This window comes from Actinoplanes sp. M2I2 (assembly GCF_023544445.1).
In the GTDB taxonomy this organism is placed as follows: domain Bacteria; phylum Actinomycetota; class Actinomycetes; order Mycobacteriales; family Micromonosporaceae; genus Actinoplanes.
In genome coordinates this window covers 464,593-483,704 of record NZ_JALPVJ010000007.1, presented here as the reverse complement: position 1 = coordinate 483,704, position 19,112 = coordinate 464,593, and the positions used below count along the sequence as shown (strand labels likewise).

The 19,112-nt window shown below is 71.3% G+C and carries 14 protein-coding genes; 10 read left to right on the top strand and 4 right to left on the bottom strand.

From position 1 onward, the window contains the following. Nucleotides 1-4: 4 nt before the first annotated feature. From HJC40_RS16735 to HJC40_RS16725, 3 genes are all read right to left on the bottom strand, one after another. Entirely contained in the window at nucleotides 5-3,748 is a 3,744-nt protein-coding gene (locus HJC40_RS16735) for a multifunctional oxoglutarate decarboxylase/oxoglutarate dehydrogenase thiamine pyrophosphate-binding subunit/dihydrolipoyllysine-residue succinyltransferase subunit (protein ID WP_250002001.1), read from the bottom strand. Between the two features lie 119 nt (nucleotides 3,749-3,867). Beyond that, on the bottom strand, nucleotides 3,868-4,692 hold the full coding sequence (locus HJC40_RS16730; protein WP_250002000.1) for an ABC transporter permease subunit: 825 nt from the start codon (nucleotides 4,690-4,692) through the stop codon (nucleotides 3,868-3,870). Further along, nucleotides 4,689-5,609, bottom strand: a complete 921-nt coding sequence (locus tag HJC40_RS16725) for an ABC transporter ATP-binding protein (RefSeq protein WP_250001999.1) — start codon at nucleotides 5,607-5,609, stop codon at nucleotides 4,689-4,691. The genes HJC40_RS16730 and HJC40_RS16725 overlap by 4 nt, the downstream gene beginning before the upstream one ends. A gap of 184 nt (nucleotides 5,610-5,793) precedes the next feature. On the opposite strand from HJC40_RS16725, the gene HJC40_RS16720 reads away from it, so the two are divergent. The 7 genes from HJC40_RS16720 (at nucleotide 5,794) to HJC40_RS16690 (ending at nucleotide 14,970) form a co-directional block, all read left to right on the top strand. After that, a complete protein-coding gene (locus tag HJC40_RS16720; RefSeq protein ID WP_250001998.1) occupies nucleotides 5,794-6,555 on the top strand; it encodes a GNAT family N-acetyltransferase in 762 nt (253 codons plus the stop codon). Next, nucleotides 6,552-7,322: a 1-acyl-sn-glycerol-3-phosphate acyltransferase gene (locus tag HJC40_RS16715; RefSeq protein ID WP_250001997.1), complete on the top strand. Its 771-nt coding sequence runs from the start codon at nucleotides 6,552-6,554 to the stop codon at nucleotides 7,320-7,322. The genes HJC40_RS16720 and HJC40_RS16715 overlap by 4 nt, the downstream gene beginning before the upstream one ends. 67 nt (nucleotides 7,323-7,389) lie before the next feature. Next, nucleotides 7,390-8,103, top strand: coding sequence for a response regulator transcription factor (locus tag HJC40_RS16710; protein ID WP_250001996.1), 714 nt, complete (start codon nucleotides 7,390-7,392; stop codon nucleotides 8,101-8,103). 43 nt (nucleotides 8,104-8,146) lie between these two features. After that, the gene (locus HJC40_RS16705; RefSeq protein ID WP_250002085.1) at nucleotides 8,147-9,697 is read left to right on the top strand and encodes a cell wall metabolism sensor histidine kinase WalK; all 1,551 of its coding nucleotides are present in this window, start codon (nucleotides 8,147-8,149) and stop codon (nucleotides 9,695-9,697) included. A 38-nt stretch (nucleotides 9,698-9,735) separates the two neighbouring features. After that, complete coding sequence (locus tag HJC40_RS16700; protein ID WP_250001995.1) at nucleotides 9,736-11,337, top strand: S1C family serine protease; 1,602 nt, start codon at nucleotides 9,736-9,738, stop codon at nucleotides 11,335-11,337. A gap of 195 nt (nucleotides 11,338-11,532) precedes the next feature. After that, nucleotides 11,533-14,712, top strand: coding sequence for a cyclic nucleotide-binding protein (locus tag HJC40_RS16695; protein ID WP_250001994.1), 3,180 nt, complete (start codon nucleotides 11,533-11,535; stop codon nucleotides 14,710-14,712). Nucleotides 14,713-14,754: 42 nt separating this feature from the next. After that, complete coding sequence (locus HJC40_RS16690) at nucleotides 14,755-14,970, top strand: hypothetical protein (protein WP_184955172.1); 216 nt, start codon at nucleotides 14,755-14,757, stop codon at nucleotides 14,968-14,970. A 17-nt stretch (nucleotides 14,971-14,987) separates the two neighbouring features. On the opposite strand, the gene HJC40_RS16685 is transcribed toward HJC40_RS16690, so the two are convergent. Beyond that, on the bottom strand, nucleotides 14,988-15,248 hold the full coding sequence (locus HJC40_RS16685) for a GNAT family N-acetyltransferase (protein ID WP_250001993.1): 261 nt from the start codon (nucleotides 15,246-15,248) through the stop codon (nucleotides 14,988-14,990). A gap of 130 nt (nucleotides 15,249-15,378) precedes the next feature. Between HJC40_RS16685 and HJC40_RS16680 the strand changes: the two genes are divergently transcribed. The 3 genes from HJC40_RS16680 (at nucleotide 15,379) to HJC40_RS16670 (ending at nucleotide 19,100) form a co-directional block, all read left to right on the top strand. Beyond that, the gene (locus HJC40_RS16680; protein ID WP_250001992.1) at nucleotides 15,379-16,794 is read left to right on the top strand and encodes a glycosyl hydrolase family 18 protein; all 1,416 of its coding nucleotides are present in this window, start codon (nucleotides 15,379-15,381) and stop codon (nucleotides 16,792-16,794) included. Between the two features lie 390 nt (nucleotides 16,795-17,184). Then, a complete protein-coding gene (locus HJC40_RS16675; protein WP_250002084.1) occupies nucleotides 17,185-18,039 on the top strand; it encodes a patatin-like phospholipase family protein in 855 nt (284 codons plus the stop codon). Further along, nucleotides 18,039-19,100: a 1-acyl-sn-glycerol-3-phosphate acyltransferase gene (locus HJC40_RS16670; protein WP_250001991.1), complete on the top strand. Its 1,062-nt coding sequence runs from the start codon at nucleotides 18,039-18,041 to the stop codon at nucleotides 19,098-19,100. The genes HJC40_RS16675 and HJC40_RS16670 overlap by 1 nt, the downstream gene beginning before the upstream one ends. Nucleotides 19,101-19,112: the final 12 nt, after the last annotated feature.

The following is a 19,112-nucleotide window of genomic DNA, read 5'->3' as shown; positions in this document are numbered from 1 at the left end:
AGCCTTACGGGCGGGGCAGAGCGGCCTCGATCAGCGCGGCCTGCTCGGCCTCGTGCATCTTGGCCGAGCCGACCGCGGGAGCCGCGGCGGCCGGGCGGGAGATGCGCCGCAGCCGGACACCCTCGAGGTGCTCGAGCAGGTTGAGCGCGACGAACGACCAGGCGCCCTGGTTGGCCGGCTCCTCCTGCACCCAGACGAAGTCCTCGGCGTTCGGGAACTGCGCCAGGATCGCCTTGAGCTCGGCCACCGGGAGCGGGTAGATCTGCTCCATCCGCAGGATCGCGGTGTCGGTGATGCCACGCTCGGCGCGGGCCTGGAACAGGTCGTAGTAGACCTTGCCCGAGCAGAGCAGCACCCGCTTGACGCCGTTCGGGTCGAGCGGCGTGCCCTTGACCCCCGCGTCCCCGATCACCGGCTGGAACGTGCCCTCGGTGAAGTCGGCGACCGACGACACGGCGAGCTTGTGCCGCAGCAGCGACTTGGGCGAGAAGACCACCAGCGGCTTGCGCTTGGCCGACAGGGCCTGGCGGCGCAGCAGGTGGAAGTAGTTCGCCGGGGTCGTCGGGTTGGCCACCCGCATGTTGTCCTGGGCGCAGAGCTGCAGGAACCGCTCGGGACGGCCGGACGAGTGGTCGGGCCCCTGGCCCTCCTGGCCGTGCGGGAGCAGCAGCACCAGCGACGACTGCTGGCCCCACTTCACCTCGCCGGACGAGATGAACTCGTCCACGATCGACTGGGCGCCGTTGACGAAGTCGCCGAACTGCGCCTCCCAGAGCACCAGCGCCTCGGTGTTCTCGACCGAGTAGCCGTACTCGAAGCCCATCGCCGCGTATTCGCTGAGCAGCGAGTCGTGGACGAAGAAGCGCGCGGAGCCGGTGGTCAGCGTGGACAGCGGCAGGAAGTCCTTGCCGGTCTTGGCGTCGACGATCGAGGCGTGCCGCGAGACGAACGTGCCGCGACGCGAGTCTTGGCCGGCCAGGCGGACGGTGACGCCCTGCTGCAGCAGCGAGCCGAAGGCCACCAGTTCACCGAAGCCCCAGTCGATGCCGCCCTCGGCGGACATCTTGGCGCGCCGCTCGAGGAGCTGCTGGACCCGCTTGTGCGGGGTGAAGCCCTCGGGCAGCTCCACGTGCGCCTCACCGACCGCGCGCACCGAGGCCGCGTCGACCGCGGTCTCGACCTCGGGCTCGGGCTCCTCGGAGATGACCCGGGGGCGCGGTGGACGGCCGGCCGCGTCGCGGGTCGCCTTGAAGACCTGCTCGAGCTGGGACTGATAGTCGCGCAGCTGCTCCTGGGCGTCGTCCACGGTGATGTCGCCGCGGCCGATGAGCTCCTCGGTGTAGAGCTTGCGCACCGAGCGCTTGGTGTCGATGATCTCGTACATCCGCGGGTTGGTCATCGACGGGTCGTCGCCCTCGTTGTGACCGCGGCGGCGGTAGCAGACCAGGTCGATCACGACGTCCTTGTTGAACGCCTGGCGGTATTCGAAGGCGAGCTTCGCGACCCGCACGACGGCCTCGGGGTCGTCGCCGTTCACGTGGAAGATCGGCGCCTGGATCATCCGGGCCACGTCGGTCGAATACATCGACGAGCGGCTGTACTCGGGCGCGGTGGTGAAGCCGACCTGGTTGTTCACGATCACGTGGACCGTGCCGCCCGTGCGGTAGCCGCGCAGCTGGGAAAGGTTGAGTGTCTCGGCCACCACGCCCTGGCCGGCGAACGCCGCGTCGCCGTGCACCAGCAGCGGGAGCACCGTGTAGCCGTGCAGGCCGAGGTCGAGCCGGTCCTGCTTGGCCCGGACGATGCCCTCGAGGACGGGGTCGACCGCCTCGAGGTGGGACGGGTTGGCCACCACGCTGACCGTGGTCGCGTGCTCGCCGTCCGGCGTCGTGTATTTCCCGGTCTGGCCGAGGTGGTACTTGACGTCACCGGAGCCGTGAGCCGACTTCGGGTCCATCTGACCCTCGAACTCGTTGAAGATCTTCTCGTACGGCTTGGCGACGATGTTGGCCAGCACGTTGAGCCGGCCACGGTGGGCCATGCCGATGACCATCTCGTCGAGACCGGCCTCGGCCGACGACTCGAGAACGGCGTCGAGCAGCGGGATCAGCGACTCGCCACCCTCCAGCGAGAACCGCTTCTGCCCGACGAACTTGGTCTGCAGGAAGGTCTCGAAGGCCTCGGCGGCGTTCAGCCGGTTGAGGATGTGCTTCTGCTCGTCCGAGTCCGGCTTGGTGTACTTGATCTCGATGCGGTCCTGGATCCAGCGCCGCTCCTCGGGGCCCTGGATGTGCATGTACTCGATGCCGACCCGGCGGCAGTAGGTGTCGCGCAGGACGCCCAGCACCTCGCGGAGCTTCATCCGCTGCTTGCCGGCGAAACCGCCGACCGGGAACGAACGGTCGAGGTCCCACAGCGTCAAGCCGTGCTGCAGCACGTCGAGGTCGGGGTGGCGGCGGATCTCGAACTCGAGCGGATCGGTGTCGGCCATGAGGTGGCCACGGACCCGGTAGGCGTGGATGAGCTCGACCACCCGCGCGGCCTTGTCGATCTGGCCCTCGCTGGTGCGGGCGACGTCGCGCACCCAGCGGACCGGCTCGTACGGGATCCGCAGCGAGGTGAAGATCTCGTCGTAGAAGTCGTGCTCGCCGAGCAGGAACTCGTGCATGGCCTTGAGGAACTCGCCGGACTGCGCGCCCTGGATGACCCGGTGGTCATAGGTGCTGGTCAGCGTGGTGACCTTGCTGATGCCGTGCTCGGAGAGCGTCTCGTCGCTCATGCCGGCGTAGGGCGCGGGGTACTCCATCGCGCCGACGCCGATGATCGCGCTCTGGCCGGCCATCAGGCGCGGGATGGAGTGCACCGTGCCGATGCCGCCCGGGTTGGTGAGCGAGATCGTCGTGCCGTTGTAGTCGTCCATGGTCAGCTCGTTGCGGCGGGCCCGCCGGACCACGTCCTCGTACGCCTGCCAGAACTTGCGGAAGTCCATCGTCTCGCAGTTCTTGATCGACGGCACGACGAGCGCGCGGGAGCCGTCCTTCTTGGCGAGGTCGATGGCGATGCCGAGGTTGATGTGTTCGGGCGCCACCAGCGCGGGCTTGCCGTCCACCTCGGCGAACGAGTTGTTCATCTCGCGGTGCTGCACGACCGCGCGGACCAGCGCCCAGCCGATCAGGTGGGTGAAGCTGACCTTGCCACCCCGCCCGCGGGCGAGGTGGTTGTTGATCACGATACGGTTGTCGACCATGAGCTTGGCCGGGACGGCGCGCACCGAGGTGGCCGTCGGCACCTCGAGCGAGGCGTCCATGTTCTGCACGATGCGGGCGGCGACGCCCCGCAGCGTGGTGACCTTGGCGCCCTCGGGAGCCTTCCCGTTCCCGGAGGCGGCGGGCTTGGCGGCCGGCGCGGGCTTGGCCGGCGCCGGCGTCGGCGCCGGCTCGGTCTTGGCGGCAGGCTTGGCAGCGGGAGCGGCGGGCACCGTCGGCTTCACGGGCGCGACCGTGGTGGCCGCCGGGGCGTCCGTGCCCGCCTTGGCCGCGGAGGCGGTCGCGTTGGCGGCCTTCGCCTCGTCGGGCGTCACGATCGAACCGGTGGCCATCGCGGGCTTGTAGTCGGCGAAGAAATCGTGCCAGGCCGGGTCGACACTCGCGGGGTCGGCCAGGTAACGCTGGTACATCTCGTCGACGATCCACTCGTTGGGACCGAAATCCGCGAGCGGGTTCTCGTGCGAAGTCTGCTGGGTCGACACTTCCGTGTTCGCCTCTTTCACCTTTTGATCGGCGTCACATGGGACGGGAAGGATTCGCCGTCAAGGCTACGCCGTGTGTGAGAACGAACTCCTCCCGCGTCAGGTGATGGGGGCCCGCGTCAGCTGATGTCGCGCCGCTTCGTCAGCCAGGTGCCGAGGAAGCCGGTGACAACCGCGTACCCGATCAGGACCACGGCGCCGACCCAGCGCGGCGGCGAACCGGGCAGGTCGGTGCCCGAGATCATGAGCTGGGACGCGGTGGTCGGCACCAGCACCTGCAGATTGTTGATCCACTCGGCGACGTACTCGCTGAGCAGGAAGAAGATCACGCTGATGGCCGAGGTGCCGACGACATAGGTGATCGCCAGGACCAGCGTCGCGGCGATCTGGCTGCGGATCAGCACGCCGGCGCCGACCCCGAGGATCGCCCACAGCACGAAGGCCAGCCCGTTCAGCCCGATCGCGCGCCACACGGCCGGCTCGCCCAGCTGGCTGGACAGCCCCAGATTGCTCATGATCGGCGGTACCACGATCAGGTTGAGCACCGTCGTCAAGAGCCACACGATCAGGCCGATGACGACGGCCGCGCCGAACTTGGCCAGGATGACCGCCTCGCGCCGCGGCGTCGTGAGGAACGTCGTGGTCGCCGTGAGGTGGAAGAACTCACTGGTCACGATGATCGCCGACAGCAACAGCACGATCAGCACGCCCATGAACTGGCCGCTGGTGTAGAGGTTGGTGGCCACGTTGATCGGCTCGAGCGCGGCCTCGATCTGCTGGCTCTGGGTGTCGGAGACCCCGGCGTCCGCGTCCGGCGGGGTGACGTTGGCGTTGGCCCAGTTGATCAGCACAGTGACCGCATACAGCGGCACCAGGATGATTCCCATGATCCACCACAGCGAGGTCGTGCGGATCTTGAACAGCTCGGCGTTGACCAGACTCATCGGATGCCCGCCTTTCCGGCCGTCAGCTGCAGGAAGACCTGTTCGAGATCGCCGCGCTCGGTGGCCAGCTCGTGCAGCTCGACCCCCGCGGTGAAGGCCGCGTGCCCGATCGCGGCCGCCTCGGCCCCGTGCACCAGCAGGCTGCCGTCGGAACCCGGGGTCACGGTCGCGCTGAGCCCCGAGAGAGCGGCGGTCAGCGCCTCGGCCTGCGGGGTGCGCACCCGCACCTGCACGCCGCCGCTGAGGTCGCCCAGCACCTCGTCGACCGGGCCCTGCCGGATCAGCTTGCCGGCCGCCACGATCACGACGTCGTCCGCGAGCAGCTGCATCTCGCCCAGCAGGTGGCTGGAGACCAGCACCGTACGGCCCTGGGACGCAAGCGTCTTGAGCAGGTCACGCATCCACCGGATGCCCTCGGGGTCGAGGCCGTTGGCCGGCTCGTCGAGGATCAGCACCTTGGGATCGCCGAGCATGGCGGCGGCGATGCCCAGCCGCTGCTTCATGCCCAGCGAGTAGCCCTTGAACTTGCGGTTGGCCGCCGGGGTCAGCCCGACGATCTCGAGCACCTCGTCGGAACGGGTGTCGGGCAGCCCGGCCGCGCGGCAGATCATGCGCAGGTGGTTGCGCCCGGTGCGGCCGCGGTGGGCGCTGGACGCCTCGAGCACCGCGCCGACCTCACGGACCGGGTCGGGCAGGTCCACGTACCGCTGGTGGCCGAAGGTCGCCGTGCCGGCGGTCGGCGTGACCAGACCGAGCAGCATGCGCAGGGTGGTCGTCTTGCCCGCGCCGTTGGGGCCGAGGAAGCCGGTGACCCGCCCGGACCGTACCCGGAAGGACAGGTCGTCCACGGCGCGCAGCTTCTTGTATTGCTTAGTCAGGTGGTCGACGACGATCTCGTCGGTGCCGGGCGCACTCATCGACGCCGCTCCTTCCCCCGGGGTGAGAGAGGTCAACTTACTAGGTCGGCGCGATCCGCGTGGCCCGCGTCGCGGCCGATCCGGATCCGCCCCGCGCGGGTCCGCACAAGGCGTTCATTTCACGGCCATGAATCTCCTCCTGGCCCGACATTCCATCGGCAGGTCCCGCCCTTACACACATCACATGGCTGTTCTGCTGACTGCCGCCGCCCCCACCGGGACCAGCGGCTACACCCTGCTCCTGGCCGAGGACCCCGAGGACGTGGCCGCTGCCCAGCGGCTGCGGCACGACGTCTTCGCCGGTGAACTCGGCGCCACGTTGCCCGCCACCCCCGACGGGCGCGACGTCGACGAGTTCGACGACTTCTGCGACCACCTGATCGTTCGCGACGACGCGACCGGCGCGGTGGTCGGCACCTACCGGATGCTTCCTCCCAAGGCCGCCGAGCGGGCCGGCCGGCGCTACGGCGACGGCGAGTTCGACCTGAGCCCGCTGAGCGCGCTGCGCGACCAGCTGGTCGAGACCGGGCGCTCCTGCGTGCACCCCGACCACCGCAGCGGCTCGGTGATCAACCTGATGTGGGCCGGTATCGCCCGGTACCTGCACCTGAACAACCTGCGCTGGCTGGCCGGCTGCGCCTCGGTGCCGCTGGACGACGGCGGCGTGCTCGCGGCCGGCGTCTGGGCCCGGGTGCAGGCCAAGCACCTGGCCCCGCCGGCCATGCGGGTCAGGCCGCGGCGCAGCTGGCTGGCCGGCACCGATCTGGTCGGCGATCCCCGGACGCAGCCGCCCGCGCTGCTCAAGGGCTACTTGCGACTCGGCAGCTGGGTGTGCGGGGAGCCCGCGTACGACCCCGACTTCAACTGTGCCGACTTCTACGTGCTGTTCTCGATGGACCGGATGGACCCGCGGTACCGCCGGCACTTCCTGGGAGCCACCCGATGATCGCCGGGCTCTGGCAACCGGTCTCCGGTTGCGGCGACCACTGCCGGGACTCGGCCGGCCGGTCCGCCCTCCCGGGCGTCACCACGCTGCGGATGATCGCCCTGGGCGCGGTGCTCGTGGGCGGGCTGGTCCTCGCGCCGCTGCTGCGGGGGATCGCCCTGCGGGGAATCGCCCGCTCGATGCTCGCGGTGCTCGGCATCCGGCTCGTCCGGCGCGGCCCGGCGTTGCGGCCGGGCAGCCTGATGGTCGCCAACCACGTCTCCTGGCTCGACATCCTCGTGATCATGGCGGTCGCGCCGGTGCGGCTGGTGGCCAAGGGCGAGGTGGGCGCGTGGCCGGGCATCGGGGTGCTCGCCGGGCTGTCCGGCGCCATCTTCATCGACCGGTCGCGGCCCAAGGCGCTGCCCGAGACGGTGGCCGAGGTGGCCGAGGCGCTGCGTTCCGGCCGTACGGTCGCGGCGTTCCCCGAGGGCACGACGTTCTGCGGCACCAACCAGGGCCGCTTCCGGCCGGCGCTGTTCCAGGCCGCGGTCGACGCGGGCGCCCCGGTCGTCCCGGCCTCGATCCGCTACGACTCCACCGCGGCCGCCTTCATCGGCGAGGACACCCTCGTCGATTCCGTACGACGGGTCGCCGCGCTACGGTCGCTGACGGTGACCCTGGTGACCGCTCCCGCGCTCCGTCCCGAGCCCGGGGCCGACCGCCGCATGCTCGCCCGCGCCGCGCAGGCCTCGATGGGAGGATCCGCGTACCGCCTGGCCGCCTGAAGGTTCTTACAGAAAACTTTCAGGCAGCGTGCAGGCAAGGGACAGCGCGCTGATAAACAATGGGCTCATGGCCGCCCAGACCCAGCCCAAGCAGAGCGAGGCGAAACTGCTCGTCGTCGAGGACGACGCGAACATCCTCGAGCTGCTCTCCGCCAGCCTCCGGTTCGCCGGCTTCGACGTGAGCACCGCGACGAGCGGCAGCGCGGCGGTCAGCGCGGCGAAGAACGCCACTCCCGACCTCGTCGTCCTCGACGTGATGCTGCCCGACCTCGACGGCTTCGAGGTCATCCGGCTCATGCGCGAGGGCGGCCAGCGGACGCCGGTGGTCTTCCTGACCGCCCGCGACGGCACCGACGACAAGATCCGCGGCCTCACCCTGGGCGGCGACGACTACGTCACCAAGCCGTTCAGCCTCGAGGAGCTCACCGCCCGCATCCGGGCGGTGCTGCGCCGCACGACCCAGGGCGACGAGGAGCCGTCGCGGCTGGTCTTCGCCGATCTCGAGCTCGACGAGGAGACCCACGAGGTCTACCGGGCCGGCCAGCGTGTCCAGCTGTCGCCGACCGAGTTCAAGCTGCTGCGCTACCTGATGCTCAACGCCAACCGGGTGCTGTCCAAGGCGCAGATCCTCGACCACGTGTGGAAATACGACTTCCGCGGCGACGACAACATCGTCGAGTCCTACATCTCCTACCTGCGTCGCAAGGTCGACAACGTTCAGCCGCGCCTCATCCACACTCTGCGCGGCGTCGGCTACGTGCTGCGCAAACCCGCGGTCTGAGCCGGCCGTGACCGCGACGCTGACCGAGCGGGTCCGCAACTCGATGCCGCCGCAGCCCAGCCTGCGGAAGGTGTCGCTGCGCATCAAGCTGGTGGCGTCGGTCCTCGTCCTGGTGTTCGCCGCGCTCACCGCGATCAGCGCGGCCAGCACCTACGCGCTGCACAATTACCTGCTCGACCGGCTCGACACCTCGCTGCGGATCTACGCCGAGACGATCGCCAAGGCCCGGCCCGGCTCCCAGATCCCGGTGCCGGGCGACTTCTATGTGTCCACCTCGTCGGTCGGGGGTGTGCGCTCCGACGGTCCCTGGATCGGCGACCGTGAGCTCGACCCGGCCGACCTGCCGCCGCTGATCAAGGGGCTCGACGAGCTCAACGCGGTGCTCAACGAGCCCTACACGGTGCGCTCGCCCAGCGGCGAGGTGCACTGGCGGGTGGTCGTGATCATCGACGAGAACAGCCAGGTGGTGCAGGTCGCCGAGAAGCTGTCGGTGATCGGGCTGGCGGTCAACCAGATGGTCTGGGTCGATCTGCTGGTCGGCGTGGGCGTGCTGATCGCGCTGGCCTCGATCGGGGCCGCGATCGTGCGCCAGAGCCTCGTACCGCTGCTGCAGATCGAACGCACGGCCGCGGCCATCGCGGCCGGCGACCTCACCCAGCGGGTGCCCGATCCGGAGGCCCGTGACGGCGAGCCGACCACCGAGCTGGGCCGGCTGGCCAAGGCGCTCAACGCGATGCTGGCCCAGATCGAGGCCGCGTTCAGCGCCCGCGCCGAGAGCGAGGCGGCAGCCCGCGCGGCCGAGGCGTCCGCGGTCGAGGCGGCCGACGCCGCACTGCTCTCCGAGGCCCGCGCGGTGCGCTCCGAGGGCAAGATGCGGCAGTTCGTGGCCGATGCCTCGCACGAGTTGCGGACGCCGCTGACCACCATCCGGGGCTTCGCCGAGCTCTACCGCCAGGGCGCCGTGACCGACCCCGGCGACGTGGCGCGGCTGGTGCGCCGCATCGAGGACGAGGCCGCCCGCATGGGTCTGCTCGTCGAGGACCTGCTGCTGCTGGCCCGGCTCGACCGGGAGCGCCCGCTCAACCTCGGCCCGGTCGAGCTGCCCGTGCTGGCCCTCGACGCCGTGCAGGCGGCCGAGGCGATGGCGCCCGAGCGCACGATCGAGCTCGACATCCGCGACCAGCCCGAGCAACTCGTGGCCTGGGGCGACGACGGCCGGCTGCGCCAGGTGATCGGCAACCTGATGACCAACGCGCTGGTGCACACCCCGCCCGACGCGACCGTGACGCTGCGGCTCCACGCCGAGCCCGGCGATCACGCGGTGGTCGAGGTGTCGGACACCGGGCCGGGACTGTCGGAGAAGCAGAAGGCGCACGTCTTCGAGCGGTTCTACCGCGCCGACGAGGCTCGCACCCGGCACACCGACCGGGCCGCCACCGGCACGGGTCTGGGCCTGGCCATCGTCGCGGCGATCGTCCGGTCACACCAGGGAACCGTCGAGGTGATCAGCGAACCGGGGCAGGGAGCGACGTTCCGGGTCACGCTGCCTACGGTGAATGCGGACAAAGGGTTCTCAGAAAACATCCAGGGCTAGCACAGGTCAGTACGAGCCCGAAGGGGCAAGGTGGGGGCATGAACGAGAACGAGACCGACCCGCGACCCGCGGACGCCTCCTCCGAGAGCAGCAGCCCGCAGCGGGGACAGTCCGAGGAGCCGACGGCCGCGCAGCCCGCTGCACCCCAGCAGCCGGCGCCGCCGCACGCCCCGCAGTGGGGCCAGCCGGTGTCGAGCGCTCCTCATCCCGGCGCTCCCCAGTCAGGCGTTCCGCACTCCGGCGTCCCCCATTCCGGCGTCCCGCAGTCCGGTGCGCCCCAGTGGCAGCAGTCGCCCTGGCAGCAGCCCGCCGGCTATCCGCAGCCTCAGCAGCCCGGCTACGGTCCGCCGGCCCAGGGCGGCTATCCCCAGCAGCCCTACGGCCAGCAGCCCGGCTATGCCGCGGCCGGCGGCTGGGCGGCCGGCACGCAGACCCAGACGCAGCCGCTCCCCGGCAGTGAGGGTCAGGCCTGGGGCGAGGGCCAGGCCTGGACTCCGGGCTCCGAGGGCCAGCCGGTCTGGGCCGCGCCCGTCGACCAGCAGCAGCCCCGGGGCACCGGTCGCGGCCGCAAGGTCTTCGTGGCCGGCGCGGCGGCGGTGCTGATCGCCCTGGGCGCCGGTGGCGTCGGCGCGGCCACGGCGCTGGCCTTCGACGACGACGGCACGTCCCCCTCGGTGCAGACCGGCAACTCGTCGGTCACCCGGGTGGTCGACCGCTCGTCGCTGGCCCAGATCGCCGCCGCTGTGCAGGACAGCGTCGTCTCGATCACCACCGGCAGCGGTGAGGGCTCCGGTGTGGTGATCTCCACCGACGGCTACATCGTGACGAACAACCACGTCGTGGCCACCGCTTCGGGCGACACCGTCACCGTGATCTTCGCCGACGGCAAGAAGGCGAACGCCTCCGTCGTCGGCACCGACCCCCGCACCGACCTCGCGGTGGTCAAGACCTCCGGCCTGTCCGACCTCAAGGCGTCCACGTTCGGCAGCAGCGCCAAGATGCAGGTCGGCGACACCGTGCTGGCGATCGGCAGCCCGCTGGGCCTCGAGGGCTCGGTCACCGCCGGCATCATCAGCGCCAAGGACCGCACCATCCAGTCCAGCGGCGAGGGTGGCCAGCAGGAGAGCCCGTTCGGCGGCGGCCAGCAGCAACAGCAGCAGGGCGCCTCGACCACGATGTCCGGCCTGCTGCAGACCGACGCGCCGATCAACCCCGGCAACTCCGGCGGCGCCCTGGTCAACACCAACGGCGAGGTCATCGGCATCAACTCGGCCATCGCCACCTCGGGCAGCACCGGCAACATCGGCCTGGGCTTCGCGATCCCCAGCGACAAGGCCAAGCAGGTGGCCGACGACCTGATGGCCGGCAAGAAGGTCAGCCACCCGGCGCTGGGCGTCAGCGTGAGCGAGGCCGAGAACGGCGGCGCGCTGGTGAGCAACGTCACGGCGGGTAGCGCGGCGGCCACTGCCGGGCTGCAGCAGGGCGACGTGATCACCGCGGCCGACGGCAAGACCATCAGCGACTCGGACGACCTGGTCGCGGCGGTCCAGTCCGGAGCGGTCGGTCAGAAGATGACCCTCGACTACACCCGTGGTGGCGAGAAGAAGCAGATCACGGTGACGTTGACCGAGGCCAAGTAGAGCTTTGCCCTTCCGCTGCGGCGGGTGGTGTGACGAGGGGGTCGTCACACCACCCGCCGTATTTTTGGCCGAGCGCTAATCTCCGACTTCCGGAGGAATCGGGTCATTTCGGCGCGGAGGACTCGCCATCGTGCTTGCCGAGCGCCTAATCTGCCATTCGCCATCGCGGTTCCCCCAGGCAGTGAGAGGCACCAGTTGACGTACGTCGAGACCCGGATGAACGTCTGGGAGGCGCTGGCCGGGCGCGGCCCGGGTGAGCCGTCCGGCCCGGCGGATCCCGGGTTGTGGGGCGCGGTGGTCGACCGCCTCAACCCGACGAGCGCGCGGCCGGTGCTGCGCGCCGGGGTCGAGTACGTCCAGCTCACCGATGCCCGCGGCGGCGACTACATCATGCTCCGCTCGCCCGACGACGGTGAGCGGGCCAGCTATCTGCGGCTCACCTCGGAGGAGTGGGCGCTCGCGCTGCTGATGGACGGCGAGCACACGGTGGCCCGGCTGGTCGCCGAGTTCGCCCGCATCGCCGGCCGCCTCGCCCCCGACCAGGTGCGTCGCGTGGTCGCCGACCTGGCCGGCAACCGCATGCTCGACGAGCTGCCGATGGACGCCTTCCGTCCCCTGCAGGAGCTCGCCCGCCCGCTGTCGGAGCGGGTCGGCAACTCGCTGCTGGCCGCCGCCCGGGGCCGCCGGACCCTGCTGCCCAACGTCGACGGCCTGGTCACGGCGCTCTACCGGGCCGGTGGACGGTTCCTCTTCGGCAAAGCGGCCGGCATCGTCACCGCCCTGCTCGCCGTGGTCGGCTTCGGCTTGTTCACCGCCACCTGGTTGCGCGGCAGCCGTTCGCTGTTCCTCACCTCGGACTCGTACGTGATCGGCGCCCTCACCCTCGTGCTGCTCAACCTGGTCGTGGTCGGCGTGCGCGAGTACGCCCGGGCGATGGCCGCCAAGCATTCCGGGCGTGAAGTGCCGGCGGCCGGCATCCTCTGGTTCGGCCTGCCCTCGCTGTTCGTCGACACCAGCGACGTCTGGATGGCCGGCCGCCGCGCCCGCCTGCTCGTCTCGGCCGCCGGCCCGCTGAGCGCGCTGCTGCTCGGCGGGGTGGCGCAACTGGCCGGCCTGGCCCTGCCGCCGGTGGCCGACCTGGCCTTCAAGCTCGCCTTCCTCTGCTATCTGAGCGCCTTCGTGCACCTCAGCCCGCTGCTGCCGCTCGACGGGCAGTACCTGCTGATGAACTGGCTCGAGGTGCCGCAGGTGCGCAACCGGGCGCTGGCCTGGGTCAGCGGCCGGCTGCGGGGCCGTCCGCCGCGCTGGGGCACGCTCGACCGCGAGGGCCGGCTCATCGCGCTCTACGGTTTCCTGGCCGTCTGCTGGCTCGCCGTCGCCGTCAACCTGGCCGTCCGGCTGTGGGAGGACAGGATCTCGGGCCTGGCCACCGGGCTGCTGCACGGCGGGCCGTTCGGTGTCCTGCTGCTGCTGGCCATCGTGCTCGGTCTGGCCGCCCCGGGGGTGTATTTCCTGCTCGGCCGGTTCACCCGGTGGTGGGCGACCTCCAAACTGCGCCGGGCCGAGAACGACCGCGAGGCCGACAGCCCGCGCCGGCTGGCCGCGTTGCGCGCCTCCGACCTCGGTGGACTGCCCGAGCCGGCGCTGCAGGGCCTGGCCTCCCGCGCCCGCTGGGTGCACCCGCCGACCGGCCGTCAGATCGTCACGGCGGGCGGCGCTCAGCAGGCCGTCTACGTGGTTGTCGAGGGCGCTCTCGAGGCGCGCCGGCCCGGCGACCCGCCCGGCACCATCCGTCACCACGTCGGCCCCGGCGCCGTCGTCGGCCTGGTCAACGCGATCACCGGCCGGTCGACCCAGCTCGACTGGCACACCGCGGGCACCACGCTGCTCTCGATCCCGACCGCGACGGTCGCCACCGTGGTCGGGCCGCTGCCCGGGCCCCCGCCACAGGACCGGGCCGAGGCCGAGGCACTGTTCGCGGACACGCCGGCGCTGGCCGGGCTCGCGGTCGACCAGCGGCTCGCCCTGATCGCCTCGGCGCACCCGGTCGACCTCGACCCGGGCGCGCCGGTCATCCTGCCCGGGCCGACCCACGCCGTGGTCGTCGAGTCCGGCGTGATCGCGCTGCCCGACGGCGTCGAGCTCCGGCGGGGCACCCTGGTCGGTCCGGTCGGCGACGGCAGCCCCGGCATGGTGGCCCAGACCATCACCCCCGTACGTCTGTGGGTGGTGCCCGATGCCTCCGACCTGCCGCCGCTGGTCGGCGCGACCCACCGGCCCGGCTCGCCGATGCCGGTCGTCACCGCCAAGGGCGCGCTGCGGACCGGGTCGTCCGCCGGCGGCGCCTATCCGCCGCTCACCGTGCCGCCCGGTCCGCCCGACGGCCGCGGCGACCCCGAAGTGGACGGTCGCTTCGAGCGCGGCCTCACCTGGCTGGTCGTCGGGGTGCTGACCACGGCGTTGTTCCTCACCGGCATGTCGTTCCGCCCCGGGCCGGCGTGGGCCGAGATGCCCGCCGACCGGGTGCTGCTCTCGATCGACGAGGGACTGGTGACCGCCACTCTCGACGGCGCCCCGCAGGGCCTCGACGGCGGCGCCCGGCGCTACCTCGACCAGGGTGAGGTGATCGACGTGCCGCCGCGCGCCTCGGCCACGCTGACCTTCCCCGGCGGCGCCACCGCCCTGCTCTGCGCAAACACCAAGGTCGGCATCGGCACGATCAGCACCCGCGGCGGCCGCGACCAGGCCCCGAGGGCGACGATCTCGCTGAGCACCGGCCGGGTGCTCGCCGGCACCGGCAGCACCAGCGGCGCGTACCAGCCGTTGGCGCTCACCGTCGACCGCAGCGGAGGCCAGGTCGGCAGCACGGGCGCGGCCTGGTACGCGGTCGAGCCGGCGACCCTGACCGTCTCGCGCGGCACGGTCGCGGTCGACGGCACGCCCAGCCCGGCCACCGGCGGCCGGCTCGCGTGCGCCGACGGCGTCCCGGTCGAGGCCCCGCCGTCCAGCAGTCCCGAGCCGGAGGAGAGCCTCGAGCCCCTACCGTCCGATGAGGAATCGCTCAATCCGTCGATCGTCCCGAGCGCCACGCCGCCGACGACCGGTAGTGTAATCACACCGTCACAGACCGCTGATCCGACCGACGACGACGAGCCGGCCCCCGACCCGACGCGCACCTTCACGACCCGGCCGACGACCAATCCGCCGCCCCCGACGACCCGGCCGACCACGGCACCGACGACGCGTCCGCCGGCCACGACTCCGCCCACCACGTCGAAGCCCGCCCCGGCGCCCACGACGATTGCACCCACCCCGACGCCGCCGGCCACGACTCCGCCCGCCGATCCGGAGTCGAGCCCGACCGACGACGACTGACGCGGGGCGTCGTCGCGGCGGCGCTCTTCGTCAGGAGGTTCGATGCTCTGCTGGTTCTGTGCCGAGTCGGCCCGGGCGAGCTGCCGCTTCTGCGGCCGCGGCGTCTGCGCCGAACACGCCCGTTTCGGCCCCTACCTGCTGCAGGTCAGCCGGTCTGAGACACGGCGGCGGGCCGAGGCGCTGGTGGTGGACGACGCGGTGCAGTGCGGCACCTGCCGGCCGCGACCGCACGCCGTGGCGATGCCCGAGTTGGACTGAGGCCATCGGGGCCCGGCTCAACCCGCCCAGTCGACCGGTGTGACCGTCCTGCCGAGCCAGTCGCGCCGGAGAAGTCCGTACCCGATGGTGTCGTGCGGTTCGCCCTGCTTCCCGGGCCAGGCCTCGCGGTAGTGCGCCTCCTTGACGAAGCCGTTCGCGAGGAACACGGCCCGCATCGCCCGGTTGTCGGCTCGCGTGGTGCCCTCGATGCGGGTGATCGCGGGCAGCAGCTCGAAACGGTCACGGGGTCGACCGCCCCGCCGGCGTGGAAGGGCCACTCCTCGCCGGCCAGGAAGGCGGCGAACTCGGCGGCATCGCCGGGCCGCACCGGCTCGTACGCGATCTCCACGCAGGCAATCTACCGGCGCAGCTATTTACAAATAAACTTAACAGTATTAATACTTGGCTATGCGCCGATCGATGATCTTTACTATGGCCGCGGTTCTCGCGGCCGGCGGGGGCACCGTCTACCTCGCGTCCTCCGCCAGCGCCGCGGCCGCGTGCGCGCCGGCGTGGAGCGCCACCGCTGTCTATGTGAAAGACAACGTGGCCTCGCAGAGCGGCCGCAACTACACCGCGAAGTGGTGGACGCAGAACGAAGCGCCGTCCACCCACAGCGCCCAGTGGGACGTCTGGATCGACAACGGCGTCTGCGGTGGCACCACACCCCCGACAACCCCGCCCCCGACAACCCCGCCGCCGACCACCCCGCCCGTGACGACGCCGCCCCCGACGACGCCGCCCCCGACGACTCAACCGCCCACCACGCCGCCGACCACCCAGCCCCCGGTCACCGGCCTGCCCAAGCGCGCGCTCATCGGCTACCTGCACGCCAGCTTCGCCAACGGCGCCGGCTATCTGCGGATGGCCGACGTGCCGGCGAACTGGGACATCATCAACCTGTCGTTCGGTGAGCCGACCACGGTCACCTCGGGCGACATCCGGTTCAACCTCTGCCCGGTCGCGGAGTGCCCGAGTGTCGAGAGCGAGGCCGCCTTCATCGCGGCCATCCGGGCCAAGCGCACAGCCGGCAAGAAGGTGCTGCTCTCGATCGGCGGCCAGAACGGCCAGGTGCAGCTCACCACCACCGCCGCCCGGGACAAGTTCGTCAGCTCGGTCGGCGCGATCATCGACAAGTACGGCCTGGACGGCGTCGACATCGACTTCGAGGGCCACTCGCTGTCGCTGAACACCGGCGACACCGACTTCAAGAACCCGACCACGCCGGTCATCGTCAACCTGATCGCCGCGCTGAGGAGTCTCAAGGCCCGGTACGGAGCGAACTTCGTGCTGAGCATGGCGCCCGAGACGTTCTTCGTGCAGCTCGGCTACCAGTACTACGGTTCCGGGCCGTGGGGCGGGCAGGACCCGCGCGCCGGCTCGTACCTGCCGGTGATCCACGCCCTGCGCAACGACCTCACCGTGCTGCACGTCCAGGACTACAACTCCGGCTCGATCATGGGCCTGGACAACCAGTACCACTCGATGGGCGGCGCGGACTTCCACATCGCGATGACCGACATGCTGCTCGCCGGCTTCCCGGTCGCCGGCAACACCGCCAACGTGTTCCCGGCGCTGCGCGAGGACCAGGTCGCGTTCGGCGCCCCGAGCTCGGTCAGCGCCGGCAACGGCTACGTCGCCCCGGCCGCGATCCAGCAGGCGGTCGGTTGCCTGGTGCGCGGGACGAACTGCGGCTCGTACACCCCGCGCAGCGGCACCAACCCGAACTTCCGCGGGCTGATGACCTGGTCGATCAACTGGGACAAGTTCTACAACTACGAATTCCAAAACCAAAATGGGGCGTATCTGAAGTCGCTCACCTGAGAATCGGGCAAGGACTTCAAGGTCAAAGGCTGGATGTCGTAGCTCGGCGGGGGTTCGGACCGCTGCTCCCGCCGAGGGCCCGGCTGGGGTGAGCAGGGCGCTGGCGCGCCCAGAACGCTCACCCCAACCGGGCGACCTGCGTGAGTGGTCACGCTCAAAGCGCAAGAACGGCACCCGCCTCAAGCCGCTGCTCCGGCCACAATCGTCGTCGCGGTCGCGGTCGCGGTCGCGGTCGCGGTCGCGGTCGCGGTCGCGGTCGCGGTCGCGGTCGCGGTCGCCGGGCTCCTGCGACGGCGACGGCGGTGGCTACGGCTACGGTGGCGAGCGGCGCGGTGGGCGATCCGGGTGCGGTCCTCAGCCGGTGGGGGAGCCGCGTGCCACGATGAAGCCATGGTCAACGGTCCGGTGGCGTTCGTGCTCGGTGGGGGTGGCGTGCTCGGCGCCGTCGAGGTGGGCATGCTGCGTGCCCTGTTCCGGGCGGGATTCCGGCCCGACGCGGTGATCGGCACCTCGATCGGCGCGGTCAACGGCGCCCTGGTCGCCTCCGACCCGAACGAGGCGGTGACCGATCGGCTCGTCCGCCTCTGGACCTCGCCCGAGGCGGCCACCGTCTACGGCGACTCGATCGGCCGGCAGCTGCGCCGGTTCGCGGCCCGCACCCACCTGCACTCGCCGCTGCCGCTGCGCCGGCTGCTGGAGAGCGAGCTGGGCGAGTCGTCGACGTTCGCCGACCTCAAGGTGCCGTTCCACTGCTGCGCGGCCAGCATCGAACGGGCCGCCGAGCACTGGTTCGACAGCGGCCCCCTGGTCGACGCCGTCCTCGCCTCGTCGGCCGTGCCCGGGCTGCTGCCCCCGATGGAGATCGGCGGAGAGCACTATGTGGACGGTGGGATCGTCAACTCGATCCCGATCGGCGAGGCCGTGCGTGTCGGCGCCAAGCTGATCTTCGTCCTCCAGGTGGGCCGGGTCGAGCGTCCGCTGGCCGTTCCCCGCCGGCCGTGGGAGGTCGCCCAGGTGGCCTTCGAGATCGCCCGCCGACATCGGTTCGCCCGGGAGCTGGCGTCGCTGCCCGATGATGTACGAGTGCATGTGCTTCCCACCGGCGGCGGCGAGAGCCGGGACGACACCCCCTGGGCCTATCGCGACCTGGCCGCCGTGGGCCGCCGCATCAGCCGCGCCTACACCGCGTCCCGCCGCTACCTGGCGGCCAACGTGTTGTCGCAGCCCGAGCCGGACGCGTCCTGATGCCGCTTCCCCCGGTCTGGGTGCGCCGCCTGGTCATCGCGCCCGCCGTCGTGGTGCTCGCCCTCGTGCTGCTCACCACGCTCCCGGTCTGGCTGGTGCTGGCGCTGATCGCCTCGCCGCTGGTGCCCGGTCACCTGCGCGTGCCCCGGCTGGTGCTGACCATCGTGCTCTATCTGCTCTGGGACGCGGCCGCCCTGATCGTGCTGGCCGGGCTGTGGGTGGCGTCCGGCTTCGGCCACAACCTCCGCGGCCCGGCCTTCCAGCGTGCCCACTACGTGGTGACCGGCCGCTTCCTGGCCATCCTGTTCTGGTTCGCCAAGTGGGCGCTGCACCTGACCGTCGACGTGGTCGGCACCGACCCGGACACGGCCCTGCCGGGCCGCCCCGAGATCGTGGTGAGCCGGCACGCCGGGCCGGGCGACTCGTTCGTCCTGATCCACGCGCTGACCAACTGGTTCGACCGGGAGCCGCGCATCGTCCTCAAGGCCACCCTGCAGTGGGACCCGGCCGTCGACGTGCTGCTCAACCGCCTGCCCAACAGGTTCATCTCACCCGGCCGCACCGGCACGTCGACGCTCGAGCAGCAGATCGGCGACACCGCCACCGGGCTGGACGACAACGACGCCTTCGTCATCTTCCCCGAGGGCGGAAACTTCACGCCCCGCCGCCGCACCAGCGCCATCGCCCGGCTCAAGGCGCGCGGCCTGGCCGACGCGGCCGAACGGGCCGAAAATCTGCGGCACCTGCTGCCGCCCAAGCCCGGCGGCCTCTTCGCGGCCATCGACGCCGCGCCCGACGCCGGGGTCATCTTCGTGGCCCACACCGGCCTGGACAGGATGATCACGGTGGCCGACGTCTGGCAGGAGCTGCCGATGGACAAGCGCCTGGTGATGAAGTTCTGGAGTGTGCCGCCCGAGGAGATCCCGGCCGGCGAGGAGGAGCGGGTCGCCTGGCTTTACGACTGGTGGGCCCGGATCGACTCGTGGGTCGAGGAGAACCGCCCGGCATTCCGGCCGCTCAGCACCGACTGGACCGCCCGGCGGTCACCCGCGGACGTCTGAGAAGCGCAGCAG